We start from the raw sequence: 15,829 nt of genomic DNA, 5'->3' as shown, positions 1-15,829 counted from the left end.
CTCCCCGGCTCGCCAACCTCCACCCAGCGCAAATGCGCGAACCGCGGATCCTCGCGCAGGCCGGTGTATTTGCGGCGGTTGCCTGCGAAGGTGGTCCATGACCAGAGCAGGATCGAATCCCTGGAGCAGAACGCCATCCGCAGCGATTCACGGTTGCCGTGGGACAGGCGGGTGCGCAGCAGGCCCCGGGCCAGGGTGCGGCGAAGGACCCGGGAGAACACCGTCCAGCGCCCGAAATTCAGCCATACCACGTGGGTGGCGCGGCCCCAGAGCAACTCGCGGACGGCGCTGTAGTTGCCGTCGGCGACCCAGCGCGGCGCCGTCGTCGCCCGCTCCACGGCGTGCTCGAAGCGTTCGTGGGGCACGGCTTGCCAGCCGGGGCCCCAGTAGAGTCGGTCGAGTTCGACATGCGTACAACCCAGCCTGGCGGCCAGCGCGGCGGAGAAGGTCGTCTTCCCGGCCCCGCTGGTGCCGACCACCACCACACGCAGCGGCGCGCCTCGCTCGGCCTCGACGCAGGTCATGCCTTGACCGCGACCAGCGTGTAGCACATCGGGATCGCCAGCGGTCCGTCCTCGTAGAGGTCGTAGAGTTCCTCGCGGTTCGAGTGCGGGTACTCCTTGAAGTGACTCAGGCGCAGGCCGGCGCCGAGCAGCCCGCCGAGGATGTCGCCGAGCGGGTGGACGTACCAGTAGCTGGCGATGCCGGTATCGCTGCCGCTGCCTTCGTAGACGATGGCCTCCCGGGATACGTGGGGCGTGTCGGTGAAGTAGTCGTTGCGCAGTTCGAACGGTTGCTCCGACTCGGGTTCGAGCATCTCCAGGAACGGGTGGGTCTCATAGATCGCCAATTGCCCGCCCGGCTTCAGCAGGCCGCTCACCGAGGCGAAGAAGCGCGCGATGTCGGGCATCCAGTTGAGCACACCGATGGTGATCAGCAGCAGGTCGAACTGACCGTTCAGCTCGGCCGGCAGCTCGTAGGCATTGGCTTCGACGAAACGCGGCTGATGCGGCGAGCGCTCGGCCAGTTGCCGCGCCTGGGCGAGGAAGGCGGCGGACTGGTCGATCCCCACCGCCCGCGCGACGCCGAAGGCGTACAGCGAAAGCACTTCCCGGCCGTTGTTGCAGCCGACCTGGACCGCCGCCTTGCCGGCCAGGTCCAGATTGCGCAGCACGCCAGCCAGGGTCTCGTCCAGGCAACTGAAGCCGGTTTCCTGTACCGCCAGCGACAATTCCTGCCAGCCGCTGCCACGCAGGTGACTGTCGGCGGACGCGTCCCAGGCGCGTCGGTTGCTTTCCACCGCGTGTTCAAGATCCGTCATGCGAAAACCTCAGAAGTGTTCCCAGGAAGGCCAGCCGAGTCGCGAACCCGCAGCCCACTCAATCGCGGAATTGCAGCCCGATATGGGCTCGGCAGTCGCGTCGTTCCAGGCTGCCTTCCTGGAAAGCGCCGCAGGCGCGGTTTCTCAGAGGCAGCGTCTGTTCCACCACGGTCACCCGCACCTCGTTCGCCGGTTGGCGCTGCTCGGCGGGTCGCGGCGCCTGACGCCGGCCGTTCAGGTTGTCGGCCCCGCCTGGCGGGATGCGCCGGCGCGTCGCGGCGATCCGCCTGCATGCTCAATAGAGACCGGTGGCGCTGCCCCGCTCGAACAGCGGCACCTGGTTGGCCAGGATCATGTTGTAGCTGAGCATGAACGGCACCCCGCCGCCGCTTTCGGCGATCTGGCTTACCCAGCCGATGGGGTTGTTGAACAGCGATTCGTCGGGGCTGAGCACGCCGACGGCGGCGCTGTCCGGGTCGCCGTCCCAGGTCACGTCGCCCCAGTGCCAGCCGAGGCCACGCACGTACTGCGCGCCGATCAGCGCGCCGAGGGCGAAGACCGCCTCGTCGTCGAGGCTGCGCCCCTGCTCCCTCGCATCGCGCACGTAGTCGGTGACGGCGGCGACGATCTGCGCCGGCGTCTCGTCCGCGGCGACGCCAAGCAAGGCGAGCCCCTGTGCCTGCAGCTCCGCCAGTTGCTGTTGCAGGTCCGTTGAAAGCGGATTGATCTCGGCCATCCCTGTTCTCCCGAGGCAAGCGTGCGCACCCGTCCGTCGGGCGCGCCATGAAGCGCGTTATCTTACGGCTTCGCGGCGACGAAAGCGCCCTCCCCAGCCAAACGTAGCGCAGCCGCTAATCGCCTCTTCCCGGAAATGCTGCCTTCGGCTCTACTGGCGAATTTGTGCCATCCATACCCGAGACAGCCCCATGACGCTGATCGCCGCCGCCCAGAGCTGCGCCCACCCCGCCGACCTGCCACGCAACCTCGACGACCACCTGCGCCTGATGCGTATCGCCCAGGCACGGGGCGTGCGCCTGCTGGTGTTTCCCGAACTGTCGCTCACCGGCTACGAACCCAGCGCTGCCGCCGCCCTCGCCCAGCCGGCGGACACGCCCCTGCTGCAACCGCTGCGCCAGCTCGCCGAGCAGGCACGGATGACCACGGTGGTCGGCCTGCCGCTGCGCTCGCCGAAGCATGCCAAGCCGCTGATCGCCGCCCTGATCCTCGGAGCCGACGGCAGCCTCGGCGTCTATGCCAAGCAGCACCTGCACGCGGGCGAGGAACGCCACTTCTCAGCCGGCGACGGCGGCCCCCTGCTGGAGATCGACGGCCTGCCGATGGCGTTGGCGGTCTGCGCCGACTTCAGCCAACCCAGCCACCCGGCCCACGCCGCCCGTGCCGGCGCTCGCCTCTACATCGCCAGCGCGCTGATCGGAGAAAACGGCTACCCGGCCGACTCGGCCCTACTGGCCGGTTATGCCCGCGAGCACGGAATGGGCGTGCTGCTGGCCAACCATGGCGGGCCGACGGGTGGCTGGAAGGCGGCGGGCAGGAGTGCGTTTTGGAATGAGCGGGGAGCGCTGGTCAGGGAGACGACGGGGACGGGTGAGACGCTGCTTCTGCTGGAACGGACCGAGATAGACGCTTGATCCTGTGAGACACGATGGCCGCCGAAAGCGAGCGGAGAATTGGCGGAAGGCAGTGGGAGTCGAACTCGTTTTTTGCTGTGGTCGTAGGTGGGCTTTTTTTGGTCAACACCAGTGAAATCGGGCCTTTCAGCGGCGCCATTCAGGGCATTGGAGGCAAGTCTCAGCAAGTGATTTCGACACTTTTTCGACGTTTGTCTTTGCTGTCGGCGTGAGCGTTTGGCATGCCTAGACAGGGTGATAGCAAATTAGTAGCCTAAAACCACTCTAGGACTATGGGTATCAGGGATACGATTAAGTATGAGCATTTCGGAAAAATTTCAGGGCTTCTTATCCAATCTTAGGATTACAAACGACGATCAAATTAGTCTCCGATATGGAGAAATCACCGCAGCTTTAAATAAAGAATTTCGAGATACAGAGTCAAAAACAGCTAACAACCTTCAAGTCGGATCTTATGGTCGCTGGACAGCCATACAAGGAATTTCCGATCTTGACATGCTTTATATAATGCCCGCAAAAAGCTGGAATGATTATAACGTCTCTGGTGGCCAATCAAAACTTCTTGAAAAGACAAAGGACATTATAAAAGCAAGATACCCCAGGACCGACATATACGTAGACAGCCCAGTAGTACGTGTTCTATACACCAACTTCCACGTAGAGGTTCAGCCGGTATTCGAGCAGGAAGACGGAAGCTTTAAGTATCCAGACACATCAGGTGACGGCTCTTGGAAGATTACAAAGCCGAGAGAGGAAATCACTGAAATCGCCAAGATAAATGGCGAAAAGAACAGGAATCTTCGGCGTCTCTGCAAAATGGCTAGGGCTTGGAAAAACAAGCACGGCATTAACATGGGAGGCCTGTTAATAGATACTCTTGCTCACAACTTCTTAAAGTCTACCAACTATTACGACGACAAAAGCTATCTCTATTACGATTGGATGGGAAGAGACTTCTTTTATTACCTATCCGAGCTACCTGAGCAAGACTACTACGCAGCCCTGGGGAGTGGGCAAAGAGTAAAGGTTAAGAAAAAATTCCAGAAGCCGGCGAAGAAAGCATACGACCTCTGTGTCGAGGCAATTGCTGCAGCAGATACAGATAGCGAAGATGAAAAATGGCGTAAGGTTTATGGGCGGCCATTCCCTGCGCCGCAGAAAGCCTCCAGGGCCGCGCTAGAGTCTATTGCATCGGGCGTGCGATATGATGAAACAGAGCAATATATTGAGAATAGGTTCCCGATAGATATAAGGAGCAGCCTTCGCATTGAATGCGAGGTTTCTCAGAACGGATTCAGGGAGTTCCTCCTTCGAGATATGATTGCTAGGCGGATACGCCTCAGTGTGAGCAAGAAGCTGCGCTTTTATATCGAAGAGTGTTCCGTGCGAAAGCCTTACAGTGTTTACTGGAAAGTGCTAAATAGAGGCGCAGAGGCTCAGCGAAAGAATTGCATCCGAGGTCAAATTGTCTCTGATTCTGGTCGCGGTGAAATCACCGAGCACACGAGCTTCAATGGCGATCATATCGTAGAGTGCTATATTGTTAAAAACGGTGTTGTAGTAGCAAAAAATCGAATTCACGTACCAATACAGTGAGTGTCATGGACAAGAATTTATTCCTAAGAAGCATTGCGGAGACAGGGTACAACGTAGGATTCGGTGGGAGAAAGCACTGGGCAACATATGACATAGTTGACAAAGTTCCAGGGCTTATTGGTTTTGGATCAATGGCGTTCGGCATCTATGCACTTGTATATGATGAGCTTTCGGCAAAATACCTTTCTGCCGCCCTTCTTGTATTGGGACTTATCGGTCTTTACATCTCATTCTATGATCATAAAAAAGTTGAATATGAGAAATCTGCCAACAAGCTGACCTGTCTCTACAATCAACTGCGAGACTTATACAGGCAGGTTGAAAGCTCGCCTTCGGTGCTTCCCGAGCACCAAGAAAACTTGAAAGGCATTGAGCAAGAGTACTACGCAAATTGCATAAGCAAGCAAATATTATTTAGCGATTGGTACGCGCACTACAAGTTCTTTTGGCAGTACCAAATTGACTGGATCAACGAGCAGAAGAAGTTCACCTTACTTCGGGACAAAATCCCTCTTTCATTCGCCCTTTGGATTGTCGGCTTTCTATTTCTGGCAATAATTCTATATGCCAAAGATGTGATTTCTTGGGCTGCTTGCGCAATCCAACAGTTGCCAAGTTGATTCAGCATCTCCAGATGCTTTAGAGCACCTACTTGGCCTTGAAATCCCAGCCAGAAACTCCTTCGCAGAGTAGACATTAACTTTCTTCAAAGTAACCCGGCCGATTCTTATACGGCCGGTCGCCTAGCCTGTACTGGGAATTTTCACGGCCTCATCAATGTCAGGGCTTGTTTGCCCGCTTTCAGGAATCGTTCTGCCGCTAGCTAGCCAAAGAGCATATTGAGGATATAACTGCACAAGTACTTCAATTTCCTCAGTGCTGATCCTGGCTTTCTTATGACGCAGATTTTTCCAACGGCTATAGCTGATTTCGGACTTCCGGACTAGATCGTCCAAACCCGTCATATATATTAAAGCAATAGCCCTATTCTGTATTGATTCCATAAAGTTCTTAAAAGCTCGCAGTGTACTATTTGAACTCGGACTTTACACTGGTATTATACCCTCGATGGTTCACTATTTACACTCGCCATCTACACCATAGCCCTCTATAGACCGATATAGTGCAGGAAAGCCCATGGATGTGGAAGAAACCCCCTTCGAGATGCCGGACCTCTCAAGCCCCCCTCCAATGATGCCCTGGAGAGACTTTGCCAACTGGATACGTATGGGTGACCGCCATGACGTTGTCTGGGGCTGGATTCGCAATGGCTACATTCCGTCTCAGAAGTACGGCAAACACATGATGGTCAACCTTACCGCGCTGAATAGCCAACTGCTGGAGAAAGGAGAACGAATGTGAGCAAGGCGAAATGGAATCTCGACCTGTGCGGCATCGCCACCTTCGCGGAGATGTGCAGCGTGTCGTACGACGAAGCGGCCCAATGGGCAGAAGACGGCACGGTCCCCAGCTTGCAAATGGGGTGCTTCCGCATGATCAACCTCGCTCGTTTTCGTGCCGATCTGGAGCGAGGCAAAGCCACCTTCGACGCGGGGGACTACAGCCATGAATAGTGCATGTGCAGCCTTAGATGCTCAAAGCGCACTGCGCTATCTGGGCCAGACCGTCCTGATCGAAATGGTGTTCGAAGAAGAGCCGGACCCAATCTGGCGCTGGGTACGTGTCGTCGGTGTCGTGCTCCCTGCCGAAGGGCTGCGCGGCGGACCGCACTTCCTGACCCTCAAGCCCGGAGCAGAGAAAGCATTCGCGGATGAAGCCTTCTGGGAAAACATTCGCACGATCCGGGTGATGCGGTACCGCGACCGGCATGGTTCCGGCAACGTACTGGACCGCATCGCCCACCCTAACGATCCGCGCTCAAGGGCCGCGCTCCCGGCTCGTCGGAACAGCCCTACCGTTCCGGCGAACGGAAGCACGGGCGCAGCGAACCCTTGAACGCATGCCCGTCACCAGCCTTGGCCGGTGAGCGTGGGGCAGCTTCTTCGCCCCGCGCTCCCGAGCCCTCGGCGGCAAGAGCGGGATGACAAGGGCAGAGCCCTTGGTGTTAGGCGATGCCGGTCGTGCATATCAGAGCGGAGTGAATGGGCTTAGTTGGATAGTGTTGGCCTACGTTTCCGGTCCCATTCGCCTTCGGCATAGCCCCGATCCAGCACCTGATTTTGTGGTGAGATAACCACAGCGGTGCGCCCCATAGCCCCGTTCCAAAGCCTCTTAATTTCACCATTTCCGAACGCTGAATCACTGGCGCGAGCGCCTGCATTGCAGCGACGGGCACGCTCATACCCAGGAAATGCAAACGAGGAGAACGCGATGCGCCTGGATGGACTGATCAACGTCGTTGCTCTCGTTCTGATGGCCTACCTCCTGGGCGGCGGCGCTCAGCTCAAGCCACCCACCATCCCTTCCTGTTGGATCAGTCCCGTGCAACTGGAGTGCTGGACGTTCGCCGCGACGCCGGCCGGGAGCGCCAGGCACGAGCGGTAGGCCGAAGGCGCGGCGACGTCCCTGTAACACGTCGGACAACCCATTTCTAAAACGTTGGTTATTGGACATTGTTAGGTGAATCCCATGAGAAAAGTGCCCCATCAACACCGCCTCCACATCGAAGCTGACGGCCGCATCCTCGATGTTCCCAACGGCCGCATGTTCATGGATTCGAAGGCGGGCCACTTCACTGACCTCTCCGGTGTTCGCATCCTGCGCTGTGGCGTGGATACGGTGCGTCAGCTGTACAAGGGCATGGTTCGCCCCGAGGTCATGGCGCTGTTCGATGACAAGGAACCCATCGCCAAGTTTGCCGGGCACCAGTGGTCCAAAGGGCGCGTCGGCCGTGATTCGGGCTACCAGTTCCGTCTGCAGAACGCCGACCTCGGCCTGATCCTGTTGATCAAGAACTACAACATCAAGCTCGACACCATCGGCTCTCACCTGAAGATCGAAGTCTCTTCGCACGCTATCGACGGTGTGGATCCCAAGGCGCTGCAGAAGGTGCTCGACGACCTCGCTGCTGCGGTGCTCACACACTGCGAAACCAACCAGTGCGCCGTTCACATCGCCCTGGATGTTCAGGGCTGGACCCCACCCGCTGATATCGTGGATCGCATGCATTGTCGGTCGAACCGAGTCCGCCAGTTCAGCGGCATCGACCGCATCGAGTTCGATGGCAATGCCTCGGTGTACGGACGTGGCGAGACCTACATGTTCGGCTCGCCCAACGGGATTCAGCTGTGCATCTACAACAAGACGCTGCAAGCCCGCGCAACGGACAAGCTGGATTACTGGAATGCCGTATGGTCCGGCCTCCATGGCGATCCATTCGGCGCGGGTGACGCCGCCTACGATCCACAGGAAATGGTGTGGCGCATCGAGTTCCGCTTCCACCACTCGGTGGTCGAACAGTTCGCGCAAGGCACCTGCCTGCCCTCTGGCGCGGTGATCGCGACGCGGACCTATGCCGGTATCTGCCCGCACCTGCAAGGCCTGTTCGGCTACGCCTGCGAGGCTTACAAGCTGCTCGCCCGGGATGCCGTGTACGATCCGTTCTGGTCGCTGATCATGCAGGACGTGAAGGTCCAGGTCGAAGCCGACCCGCTGATCGAACGCGTCGAATACCGCCGCTACCACAAAACGGCCATGGGCTTTTCCGGCAAGAACTGCGAGATGTTCCTGGGCCAGTTCATCAGCCTGATCGCACGGGAGCGCATTCCCGCAAAAAAGGCGATTGAGTCCGCCCACCGACTGGAGTTCTGGCACGTCATCGAAGACCACTATCTGGCCAGGGGTTGGACTCGCCGTGAACTGGAGCAGCACATCAAGAACCTCATTTCCGATCGCTACCTGAGGCGAGGTTATGCCGTCTGATGGCGATCACTAAGCTGGAAGACGGCCGTTGGCTGGCTGATATCGAACCCATCAAGGGCAAGCGCTTCCGCAAGCGGTTCAAGACCAAGGGTGAGGCTCAGCGCTTCGAGGCCATGGTCCGCTCGCAGACCACGCAGGATCCCGCATGGAACCCTCGCCCAAAGGATCGACGCCGACTGCTGGAACTGATCGCCCGCTGGAAGCTGCTGCACGGCCACGCCCTGGTCGACGTCGAACGCACGGACCTCGTGTTGCGCCGCATGGCCGAAGCACTTGGCAATCCGGTGGCGGCTGATCTCACAGGGGCTCAGTACACAACGTACCGGGCACGTCGTATGAGTTCAGGCGTCAGTGGCAAGACCGTGAACAACCAGCTCGGCTATCTGCGCTCGATGTTCAGCGTGCTCCGGCATCTGGGCGAAATCGATTACCCCGATCCGCTGGAAAAGGTCCGCCCGTTGAAGCTTCAAGAGCGCGAACTGTCGTTTCTTTCGAAGGCCGACATCGCCAAGGTGTTCCACTCGCTCAAGCACCATAGCCGCACTCCGCACGTCGAGATGGTGGCGACCATCTGCCTCGCTACTGGCTGCCGCTGGGGAGAGGCGCAAGGGTTGGTCCCTGAGCGTGTCAAAGCCGGCGCAGTTCACTTCATCAACACCAAGTCCAAGCGCCGCCGATCCGTACCGATCCCGCCCGAGATGGAAGAACGCATCCACGATCACTTCCAGGAACACGGGCCGTTCTCCAACTGCCGGGACAGCTTCGACTATGCGGTAAAGATGTCAGGCGTGAACCTGCCGCCGGGGCAGAAGACGCATGTGCTCCGCCAGACCTTCGCGAGCCATTACATGATGAACGACGGAAACATCCTGACGCTGCAACGGGTACTCGGCCACGCCTCGCTCAACATGACCATGCGCTATGCGCACCTCGCGCCGGATCATCTCCTGGACGTGCTGACGCTGGGACCGATCAGGGACTTTCGACACTTCTTCGACACCAACGAAGAACCGTCCTCCCGGGCTGAACCGAAAGTCTAGAACCACGCGGGCTGTAGACGGGGGAGTTGGCGGAAGGCAGTGGGAGTCGAACCCACCCAGGAACGGCTGCCGTCCCCCACCGGATTTGAAGTCCGGCCACGCCACCGGGCGTGATTGCCTTCCTCTTTGATTTGCAAGAGGTTTTCCTCGAGACGGGAGCTTATCAGGCCGGGGTCCGAAGAAGAAATGCCGGATGTCATGGAAAGTCGTTCGCATGGCCGGGCGAGCAGAGCGTAGCCCAGCCTCGGAGCACTTCACAGGCGTTTCAGGCAATGGCAGTAGACGAAGTGCTGGACCCGGCCGGCGGGAGTGACGTGGTGTTCGTCGCGGTGCTCGGTGAGCTGGAAGGCGGAGCCGAACTCGGCGTGCAGTTCGTCGGCGTCGTAGCGCATGACTGGCAGGCCGCTGCATTCGGTCGGGCCGTCGGCGGCGAAGGTGGCGACGATCACGTGGCCGCCGTGGCGGACCGCCTTCATCACCTGGCGCACGTAGGCGCGGCGGGCTTCGGCAGTGGTAAGGAAGTGGAACACGGCGCGGTCGTGCCAGACATCGTAGGTGGCTTCCGGCAGGTCGACGCCGGTAATGTCGCCGGCGATCCAGCGCACCTCTTCGCCGCGCGCGCCGAGGCGGTTGCGGGCGACACGCAGGGCGGCGTCGGAAAGGTCGAGCACCGTCAGGTCGCCGAAGCCTTCGGCGAGCAGGCCGTCGACCAGGGTCGAGGCGCCGCCGCCGACATCGATGATCGCCGCCTCGCGGGGCGCGCCGATGCGTCGGATCAGGTCGAGAGACAGCGTGGCCTCGGCCTGGAACCAGCTCACCGCGTCGGACGGCTTGCTCTCGTATACCCGTTGCCAGTGCTCTCGTTCGGACATGACGACCTTCTCCGTGTTGCGCTGCGACCCATTACCCACCAAGGGCGTTAACGGCACATTAACGCCATAGGCGCTGTTGCGACAGGGCCGCTCCTCAACCGTAGGCACCGCGCAGTGACATCACGCCGCGCCTTCGCGCCGCCTGGCGGATCAGCAGTTCGCCCACTGCCAGGGCCAGCGCCACGCCGCCGACGATCTTGCCGGCGTAAGCCCAGTCCATCGGCGCGCCGGGGGTGACGACGAACAGGCAGATGCCGGCCAGCACATGCAGCGCGACGAACAGCGCCCAGAGACTGGCCAGGCGGTCGCCCAGCGGCATCCGGTAGGGCCGTGGACGCGGGTCGGCGCGGCGCAGGCGGACGAAGGCCAGGCACATCAGCACATAGGGCATCATGAAAACCATGGCGAAGATCGACAGCAGGGTCCAGAACAGTTCCTCGGCAGTGTGCGCCACCAGGCCGTAGAGCAGCAGCAGGACGATGCTCACCGCCGAGGCCAGCACCGCCGAGCCGATCGGCGTGCCGTGGCGCGAATGGACCACGCCGAACAGCGCCGGCAGCTCGCCGGCCTTGGCCGCTTCCACCGCGGCACGGTTGGTGCCCATGCTCCAGGTGACCATGTTGGTGAAGAGGGTGAACAGGACGAAGGCGCCGACCAGGTCGGCGAGCATCCCGCCGGCGCCGTCGTGGCCGTAGATGTTGTAGAGGGTGTGGGCGAAGATCCGGGTGACGTCGGTTTCCTCGGCCGGTACCGCGGCCAGCACGCCGAGGGTGCCGAAGATGTTGAAGGCGCCGACGATCAGCCCGGAGATCAGCACCGCGCGCGGGATGTCGCGGCGCGCGTTGCGCATCTCCGCGGCGCTGCAACAGGCCAGCTCGGTTCCCATGATGCCGTAGACCATCACTCCCAGCGCGGCCATCTGGCCCGGCGAGGACGGGACGATGGAGTCCAGGCTGAAGTCGTTGGCGAAGCCATGGTTCCAGCCGAAGTGCAGGCCGCCGACGCCCAGGGCGAGCACCGCGAGCAGCTTGAGCAGCGCGCCGAGGTTCGGCAGCCACTTGCCCAGGCGCAGCGCGACCACGTTGAACGCCGCGGTGAGCAGCGCCAGGGCGATGCCGATGGCGATCTTGCCCCAGAGGCTCAGCTCGGGGAAATAGAAGGCGCCGAGCATGCTGCCGAACAGGGTGTAGACCGAAGGCATCCACAGTGCGTTGTTGACCCAGTACATCCATGACACCCGGGCCCCCCAGCGGAAGCCGAAGGCGCTGCGCACCCAGTGGTAGACGCCGCCGTTGGCGGGGAAGGCGGTGCCCAGCTCGGAGGTCATCATGGCCATCGGCAGGAACAGCAGGACCAGCACGTAGAGCCACCAGAACAGGCTCGACGGACCGAGGGAGGAAGCCAGGGCGATCTGGTCCATGAAGAGCATCGCCGAGACCGTGTAGAGCACCACATCGCGCAACCGCAGGACCTTGTTCTTGTTGTCGTCCATTGGGGTTCTCCTGAATGTTCGGGTGGGGCGCCGGCGGCGCCCCGGCGCTTACCGGTGACCGGCGCGGACAAGATCCTCCACGGTTTCCTCGATGCTCTCGCGCAGCACCCGGACCACGGTATCGACCTGTTCGCGGGTGAGGATCAGCGGCGGCGACATCACGTTCAGGTGGACGATCGGACGAACCAGCAGGCCGCGCTTCTGCGCCCGCAGGTGGACCCACTCGCCGATGTTCAGGCTTTCCGGAAACAGCGCCTTGCTCGCCTTGTCGGCGACGAACTCGACACAGGCCATGAAGCGCATCCCGCGCACGTCGCCGACGATGGGCAGGTCGCGGAGGCTTTGCAGGCGCTCCTCGAAGTAGCGGCCGACCTCGTCGGCGTGGGCGAGCAAGCCCTCGCGCTCGATGATCTCGATGTTCTTCAGCGCCGCCGCGCAGGCCACCGGGTGGCCGGAGTAGGTGAAACCATGGCTGAAGCAGCGGCCCTTGTCCGGCTCGGCGATCACCTCCCAGATGCGCCGGGAGAAGATGCACGCGCCCAGCGGCTGGTAGCCGGAGGTGAGGCCCTTGGCGGTGAGGATGATGTCCGGCTGTACGCCGAACACCGCCTGGCTGGCGAAGAAGTGGCCGAGGCGGCCGAAGGAGGTCACCACTTCGTCGGAGATGTACAGCACGTCGTAGCGCTGGCACAGCTCCCACATGCGCCGGTGGTAGCCCGCGGGCGGGACGATCACGCCGCCGGAGCCGAACACCGGCTCGGAGATGAACGCCCCCACCCGGTCGGCGCCCAGTTCGAGGATCTTGCGTTCGAACTCCTCCACCAGGCCATCGAGGAACTCGGCCTCGCCCACTCCTTCCGGAGCGCGGTAGTAGTAGGGACAGGCAAGGTGGTGGATGCGCTCGTCGAGGAAGTCGAACTCGGCCGGCCGGTCGGCGCTCTTGCCACCCAGCGACATGCCGAGGAAGGTCGAGCCGTGGTAGGCGTTGATCCGCGTGATGACGTGCTTCTTGGCGCGCTTGCCGCGGCAGTTCTGATAGTAGTGCATGAGGCGGATCGCGGTGTCCACGGCGGTGGAACCGCCGGTGGTGAGGAACACGTGGTCGAGATCGCCGGGGGCCAGCTCGGCGAGCTTGTGGCAGAGTTCGATGGCGCGCGGGTTGGCCATGTCGCAGAAGGGATTGGAATAGGCCAGCAGGCGGGTCTGCTCGGCCACGGTGCGAGCCATTTCCTCGCGCCCCAGGCCGATGTTGGTGCACCACATGCCGCCCACCGCGTCGAGGTAGCGGTTGCCGGCGGTGTCGTAGATATAGGCGCCGTCGCCGGCGGCGATGTTCAGCGAGCCGTTGACGCGGTGGTCGTCGAACACGTGGTAGCCGTGCATGTAGTGGGCCTGGTCGGCACGGACCAGGTCGGCGTCGCCGAGGGGGGACGTGGCGTGCAGTCTTGCGTTCATCGGGCTGTCGCTCTTCTCGGATGGATGCTCCGAGGGTGCAAGAGCACCGCGCGGCGGGCCATACCCCATTTTGGGGTAAGCGCTGGGTGCGGCCGACGCGGCTTGCTATCCTGCGGCGACAACGACAAGAACGAGCCGTACCGTCCATGCAGGCCATCGCCCCGAACGCCCTCGACCGCTGGCACGAACACCTGGCGCTGGCGATCCGGCGCCTGCGCCAACCCGACTTCCTCGCCGCGCTGGTCGACGCCATCCACCAGTTGGTGCCGATCGAGTCGAGTATGATCAGCCTGGAACGCAAGGGCCACGCGCCCACCCTGCTCTACGAGCGCGGCATCGCCGAGCGCTTCCGCGAGGCGATCATCCGCCGCTACTTCTCCCGCGGCTACCTGCTCGACCCTTTCTGCCTGGCGGTGGAGGAAGGCCTTCCGGAAGGCTTCTACACCCTCGGCGAGATCGCCCCCGACGACTTCTTCCAGAGCGCCTACTACCAGACCTACTACCTCGGCGCCGGAGCGGTGGAGGACGTCTACTACATCCTCGACCTCGGCCCCACCGAGAAGCTCTCGATCTGTCTCTACAACGGCCTTTCGGCGAGCCGCTACAGCGACGCCCAGGTCGCCGCCCTCGCCGGCCTGGCGCCGCCGGTGCTGGAGCTGGCCCGGCAGTTCTGCGCCGGCCGCGCCGACCTCTCGCCGAACCCGCAGGCCGACCTCGCCCCGCGCCTTCAGGAAGTGCTGCGCGGCTTCGGTCGCGGCGTGCTCACCGACCGCGAACGCGAGGCCTGCCACCTGCTGCTCAGCGGCCACTCGGCGAAATCCAGCGCGCGGCTGATGGACATCTCCCCGGAGACCGTGCGCATGCACCGGAAGAATCTCTACACCAAGCTGGAAGTCGGCTCGCAGTCGGAACTGTTCGCGCTGTTCATCGAGTGCCTGAGCCAGGGGCAGCGCGTCGGCCCCTGAGACTCAGGGCGAGACGCCGCCGAGCAACTGTTCGGCCAGCGCCGAGCCCTCGCGCAGGCGACGGTCGTTGCCGATGCGGCGGGTCAGGCCGATGCGGTCGAAGTGCTCGAGGATCTGGATGCTGCGCTTGCGGCCGATGCCCAGGCGGTCGCGGAATTCCGCCGGGCGGATCAGCCCGGCGGGGTCGCGCACCTGCACAGCGATCTCGGCCAATTGACGCAGGGTGGCTTCCGGGTAGAACAGGTCGCGCACCACCTGCTGCAACTGGCCCAGGCGCGCCAGCTTGCGCAGCAGGTTGCGCATGGCGGCTTCGTCCTGGCGCAGCTCGCGGGCCAGGTCGCGAACCCAGGGCGGGTCGTAGCGGCCGGCTTCGAGCAGCGGCCAGAGGCGCGCGCGCAGTTGCTCCTCGCTATCGCTCAGGCGCACTTCGTGGCCGGGCAGGTGCAACCAAGGCCCGCTGCTGTGCACATCGCCGCCGGCCAGGGCGGCGTCGAGCAGGGCGATGAACACCGGCCGCTCCAGCTGCGGCAGGGCGTAGCGACGCAGGCGGTCGCGGTCGGGACCGAGTTCGTCCGGTAGCTCTTCGTGGAAGCGCCGCAGGCCGGCGAGCAGTTGCTCGACCAGGGCGAACCAGCGCTCCCCGGCGAACAACCGGGGGCCGAGGCGGGTCTGCACCTCGACCACCTCTTCCGGCAGCCGCCAGTGCTCGCGCGGGCGGTTGAAGGATTGCACCAGGCGTTGCGGGTCGAGGCCGTTCTCGGCCGCGCCGAGCAAGGTCGGCAGCGCCTCCTCCAGGCTTTCCTGGCGCAGCGCCTGAAGCTGTGCCAGACGTGCCGGCGTTCGTCGGTTGCGCGCCGGCGCGGCGCCGTCGAGCACCCGCCCGCCGCCAAGGGTGCGCTGCGCCGACTGGTCGCGCAGCACCAGGCGGTCGCCATGCAGGGCCTGGATCGGCGCGTTCAGCACCAGTTGGGCGAAGGCGCGGTGGCCAGGCTCCAGTTGTTCGCCTTCGAGCAGGGCCAGGCGCCCGGTGACGTCCTGGGTGCCCAGGTGCAGGTGCACCGGGGTCCAGTGGGTGAAGTCGCGAAGTTCGTCGGGCAACAGGCGGAAGTCGATGTCGACCCGCGTGGTCGGCGCGTGCAGCGCTGCCTGCAGCAGCCAGTCGCCGCGCTGGATCTGTTCCAGCGCAAGGCGCTCGCCGGCGATGTTCAAGGCCACGCGCTGGCCGGCCCAGGCCTGTTGCGCGGGCCGGTTCTGCGCGTGCAGGCCGCGCACCCGTACCGGCCGTCCGGCGTTGCCGAGGAGCAGTTCGTCGCCCACCGCGACCTGTCCGGAGAAGGCCGTGCCGGTGACCACGATGCCGCTGCCGGCGACGCTGAAGGCCCGGTCCACCGCCAGGCGGAAGTATCCCTCGCGGCTACGCTCGCGGACTTCGCCGGCGAGCCCGCCGAGTGCTTCGCGCAACGCCGCGACGCCCTCCCCGGTGCTGCTGGAGAGCGGGAAGATCGGCGAGCGCGCCAGCGGTCCGGAGGCCAGCAGGTGTTCGACCTGGGTCTGCAC

Annotated in this window: 17 protein-coding genes and 1 tRNA gene; 10 read left to right on the top strand and 8 right to left on the bottom strand. The window is 62.7% G+C overall.

The window, feature by feature from the left end; genetic code table 11:
* From FFS27_RS14330 to FFS27_RS14320, 3 genes are all read right to left on the bottom strand, one after another.
* The coding region (locus FFS27_RS14330) for an AAA family ATPase (protein ID WP_137952068.1) at nt 1-524 on the bottom strand (524 nt) is incomplete at its 3' end.
* Nucleotides 521-1,321: a class I SAM-dependent methyltransferase gene (locus tag FFS27_RS14325; protein WP_021264021.1), complete on the bottom strand. Its 801-nt coding sequence runs from the start codon at nt 1,319-1,321 to the stop codon at nt 521-523. The genes FFS27_RS14325 and FFS27_RS14330, both read right to left, overlap by 4 nt.
* A gap of 295 nt (nt 1,322-1,616) precedes the next feature.
* Nucleotides 1,617-1,985: a hypothetical protein gene (locus FFS27_RS14320; protein WP_003121092.1), complete on the bottom strand. Its 369-nt coding sequence runs from the start codon at nt 1,983-1,985 to the stop codon at nt 1,617-1,619.
* A 262-nt stretch (nt 1,986-2,247) separates the two neighbouring features.
* On the opposite strand from FFS27_RS14320, the gene FFS27_RS14315 reads away from it, so the two are divergent.
* The 9 genes from FFS27_RS14315 (at nt 2,248) to FFS27_RS14265 (ending at nt 9,488) form a co-directional block, all read left to right on the top strand.
* Nucleotides 2,248-2,970 carry a carbon-nitrogen hydrolase family protein gene (locus FFS27_RS14315; RefSeq protein ID WP_003102286.1) on the top strand — a complete coding sequence of 241 codons (723 nt, stop codon included), beginning with the start codon at nt 2,248-2,250 and terminating at the stop codon, nt 2,968-2,970.
* Between the two features lie 14 nt (nt 2,971-2,984).
* Entirely contained in the window at nt 2,985-3,182 is a 198-nt protein-coding gene (locus tag FFS27_RS14310) for a hypothetical protein (protein ID WP_124142410.1), read from the top strand.
* Between the two features lie 85 nt (nt 3,183-3,267).
* Nucleotides 3,268-4,566: a nucleotide-binding domain-containing protein gene (locus tag FFS27_RS14305; protein ID WP_031300278.1), complete on the top strand. Its 1,299-nt coding sequence runs from the start codon at nt 3,268-3,270 to the stop codon at nt 4,564-4,566.
* Nucleotides 4,567-4,571: 5 nt separating this feature from the next.
* Nucleotides 4,572-5,186: an SLATT domain-containing protein gene (locus FFS27_RS14300; RefSeq protein ID WP_023101606.1), complete on the top strand. Its 615-nt coding sequence runs from the start codon at nt 4,572-4,574 to the stop codon at nt 5,184-5,186.
* A gap of 517 nt (nt 5,187-5,703) precedes the next feature.
* On the top strand, nt 5,704-5,928 hold the full coding sequence (locus tag FFS27_RS14290) for a hypothetical protein (protein WP_021263828.1): 225 nt from the start codon (nt 5,704-5,706) through the stop codon (nt 5,926-5,928).
* Entirely contained in the window at nt 5,925-6,140 is a 216-nt protein-coding gene (locus tag FFS27_RS14285) for a hypothetical protein (RefSeq protein ID WP_021263827.1), read from the top strand. The genes FFS27_RS14290 and FFS27_RS14285 overlap by 4 nt, the downstream gene beginning before the upstream one ends.
* Complete coding sequence (locus FFS27_RS14280) at nt 6,133-6,522, top strand: hypothetical protein (RefSeq protein WP_023101607.1); 390 nt, start codon at nt 6,133-6,135, stop codon at nt 6,520-6,522. Before FFS27_RS14285 ends, FFS27_RS14280 begins: the two co-directional genes overlap by 8 nt.
* Before the next feature lie 633 nt (nt 6,523-7,155).
* Nucleotides 7,156-8,448, top strand: coding sequence for a hypothetical protein (locus FFS27_RS14270; RefSeq protein ID WP_023101608.1), 1,293 nt, complete (start codon nt 7,156-7,158; stop codon nt 8,446-8,448).
* Nucleotides 8,448-9,488, top strand: coding sequence for a phage integrase (locus tag FFS27_RS14265; RefSeq protein WP_021263823.1), 1,041 nt, complete (start codon nt 8,448-8,450; stop codon nt 9,486-9,488). The genes FFS27_RS14270 and FFS27_RS14265 overlap by 1 nt, the downstream gene beginning before the upstream one ends.
* 27 nt (nt 9,489-9,515) lie before the next feature.
* Here the strand turns inward: FFS27_RS14265 and FFS27_RS14260 are convergent.
* The 4 genes from FFS27_RS14260 to FFS27_RS14245 form a co-directional block, all read right to left on the bottom strand.
* Nucleotides 9,516-9,611 (bottom strand) — tRNA-Sec (locus FFS27_RS14260).
* A gap of 131 nt (nt 9,612-9,742) precedes the next feature.
* Nucleotides 9,743-10,360, bottom strand: coding sequence for a class I SAM-dependent methyltransferase (locus FFS27_RS14255; protein WP_003095305.1), 618 nt, complete (start codon nt 10,358-10,360; stop codon nt 9,743-9,745).
* 94 nt (nt 10,361-10,454) lie between these two features.
* The gene (locus FFS27_RS14250; RefSeq protein ID WP_003102289.1) at nt 10,455-11,852 is read right to left on the bottom strand and encodes an APC family permease; all 1,398 of its coding nucleotides are present in this window, start codon (nt 11,850-11,852) and stop codon (nt 10,455-10,457) included.
* 48 nt (nt 11,853-11,900) lie between these two features.
* A complete protein-coding gene (locus tag FFS27_RS14245; RefSeq protein WP_021263822.1) occupies nt 11,901-13,307 on the bottom strand; it encodes an aminotransferase in 1,407 nt (468 codons plus the stop codon).
* A 281-nt stretch (nt 13,308-13,588) separates the two neighbouring features.
* Here FFS27_RS14245 and FFS27_RS14240 point away from each other — a divergent pair, with 281 nt between their 5' ends.
* On the top strand, nt 13,589-14,272 hold the full coding sequence (locus FFS27_RS14240) for a helix-turn-helix transcriptional regulator (RefSeq protein ID WP_010895683.1): 684 nt from the start codon (nt 13,589-13,591) through the stop codon (nt 14,270-14,272).
* Between the two features lie 3 nt (nt 14,273-14,275).
* On the opposite strand, the gene selB is transcribed toward FFS27_RS14240, so the two are convergent.
* A partial coding sequence (selB, locus tag FFS27_RS14235) for a selenocysteine-specific translation elongation factor (protein ID WP_137952067.1) occupies nt 14,276-15,829 on the bottom strand: 1,554 nt, incomplete at its 5' end.

This window comes from Pseudomonas sp. 2VD, assembly GCF_005503585.1.
In the GTDB taxonomy this organism is placed as follows: domain Bacteria; phylum Pseudomonadota; class Gammaproteobacteria; order Pseudomonadales; family Pseudomonadaceae; genus Pseudomonas; species Pseudomonas aeruginosa.
Note: the sequence above shows the minus strand (reverse complement) of the source record. Positions and strands in the feature narration are given on the sequence as shown.

Coding starts and splice junctions, on each gene's coding strand:
- FFS27_RS14265 (WP_021263823.1), top strand. CDS start 8,448: ATGGCGATCACTAAGCTGGAAGACGGCCGTTGGCTGGCTGATATCGAA.
- FFS27_RS14290 (WP_021263828.1), top strand. CDS start 5,704: ATGGATGTGGAAGAAACCCCCTTCGAGATGCCGGACCTCTCAAGCCCC.
- FFS27_RS14325 (WP_021264021.1), bottom strand. CDS start 1,321: ATGACGGATCTTGAACACGCGGTGGAAAGCAACCGACGCGCCTGGGAC.
- FFS27_RS14245 (WP_021263822.1), bottom strand. CDS start 13,307: ATGAACGCAAGACTGCACGCCACGTCCCCCCTCGGCGACGCCGACCTG.
- FFS27_RS14270 (WP_023101608.1), top strand. CDS start 7,156: ATGAGAAAAGTGCCCCATCAACACCGCCTCCACATCGAAGCTGACGGC.
- FFS27_RS14310 (WP_124142410.1), top strand. CDS start 2,985: ATGGCCGCCGAAAGCGAGCGGAGAATTGGCGGAAGGCAGTGGGAGTCG.
- FFS27_RS14305 (WP_031300278.1), top strand. CDS start 3,268: ATGAGCATTTCGGAAAAATTTCAGGGCTTCTTATCCAATCTTAGGATT.
- FFS27_RS14240 (WP_010895683.1), top strand. CDS start 13,589: ATGATCAGCCTGGAACGCAAGGGCCACGCGCCCACCCTGCTCTACGAG.
- FFS27_RS14255 (WP_003095305.1), bottom strand. CDS start 10,360: ATGTCCGAACGAGAGCACTGGCAACGGGTATACGAGAGCAAGCCGTCC.
- FFS27_RS14280 (WP_023101607.1), top strand. CDS start 6,133: ATGAATAGTGCATGTGCAGCCTTAGATGCTCAAAGCGCACTGCGCTAT.
- FFS27_RS14315 (WP_003102286.1), top strand. CDS start 2,248: ATGACGCTGATCGCCGCCGCCCAGAGCTGCGCCCACCCCGCCGACCTG.
- FFS27_RS14250 (WP_003102289.1), bottom strand. CDS start 11,852: ATGGACGACAACAAGAACAAGGTCCTGCGGTTGCGCGATGTGGTGCTC.
- FFS27_RS14300 (WP_023101606.1), top strand. CDS start 4,572: ATGGACAAGAATTTATTCCTAAGAAGCATTGCGGAGACAGGGTACAAC.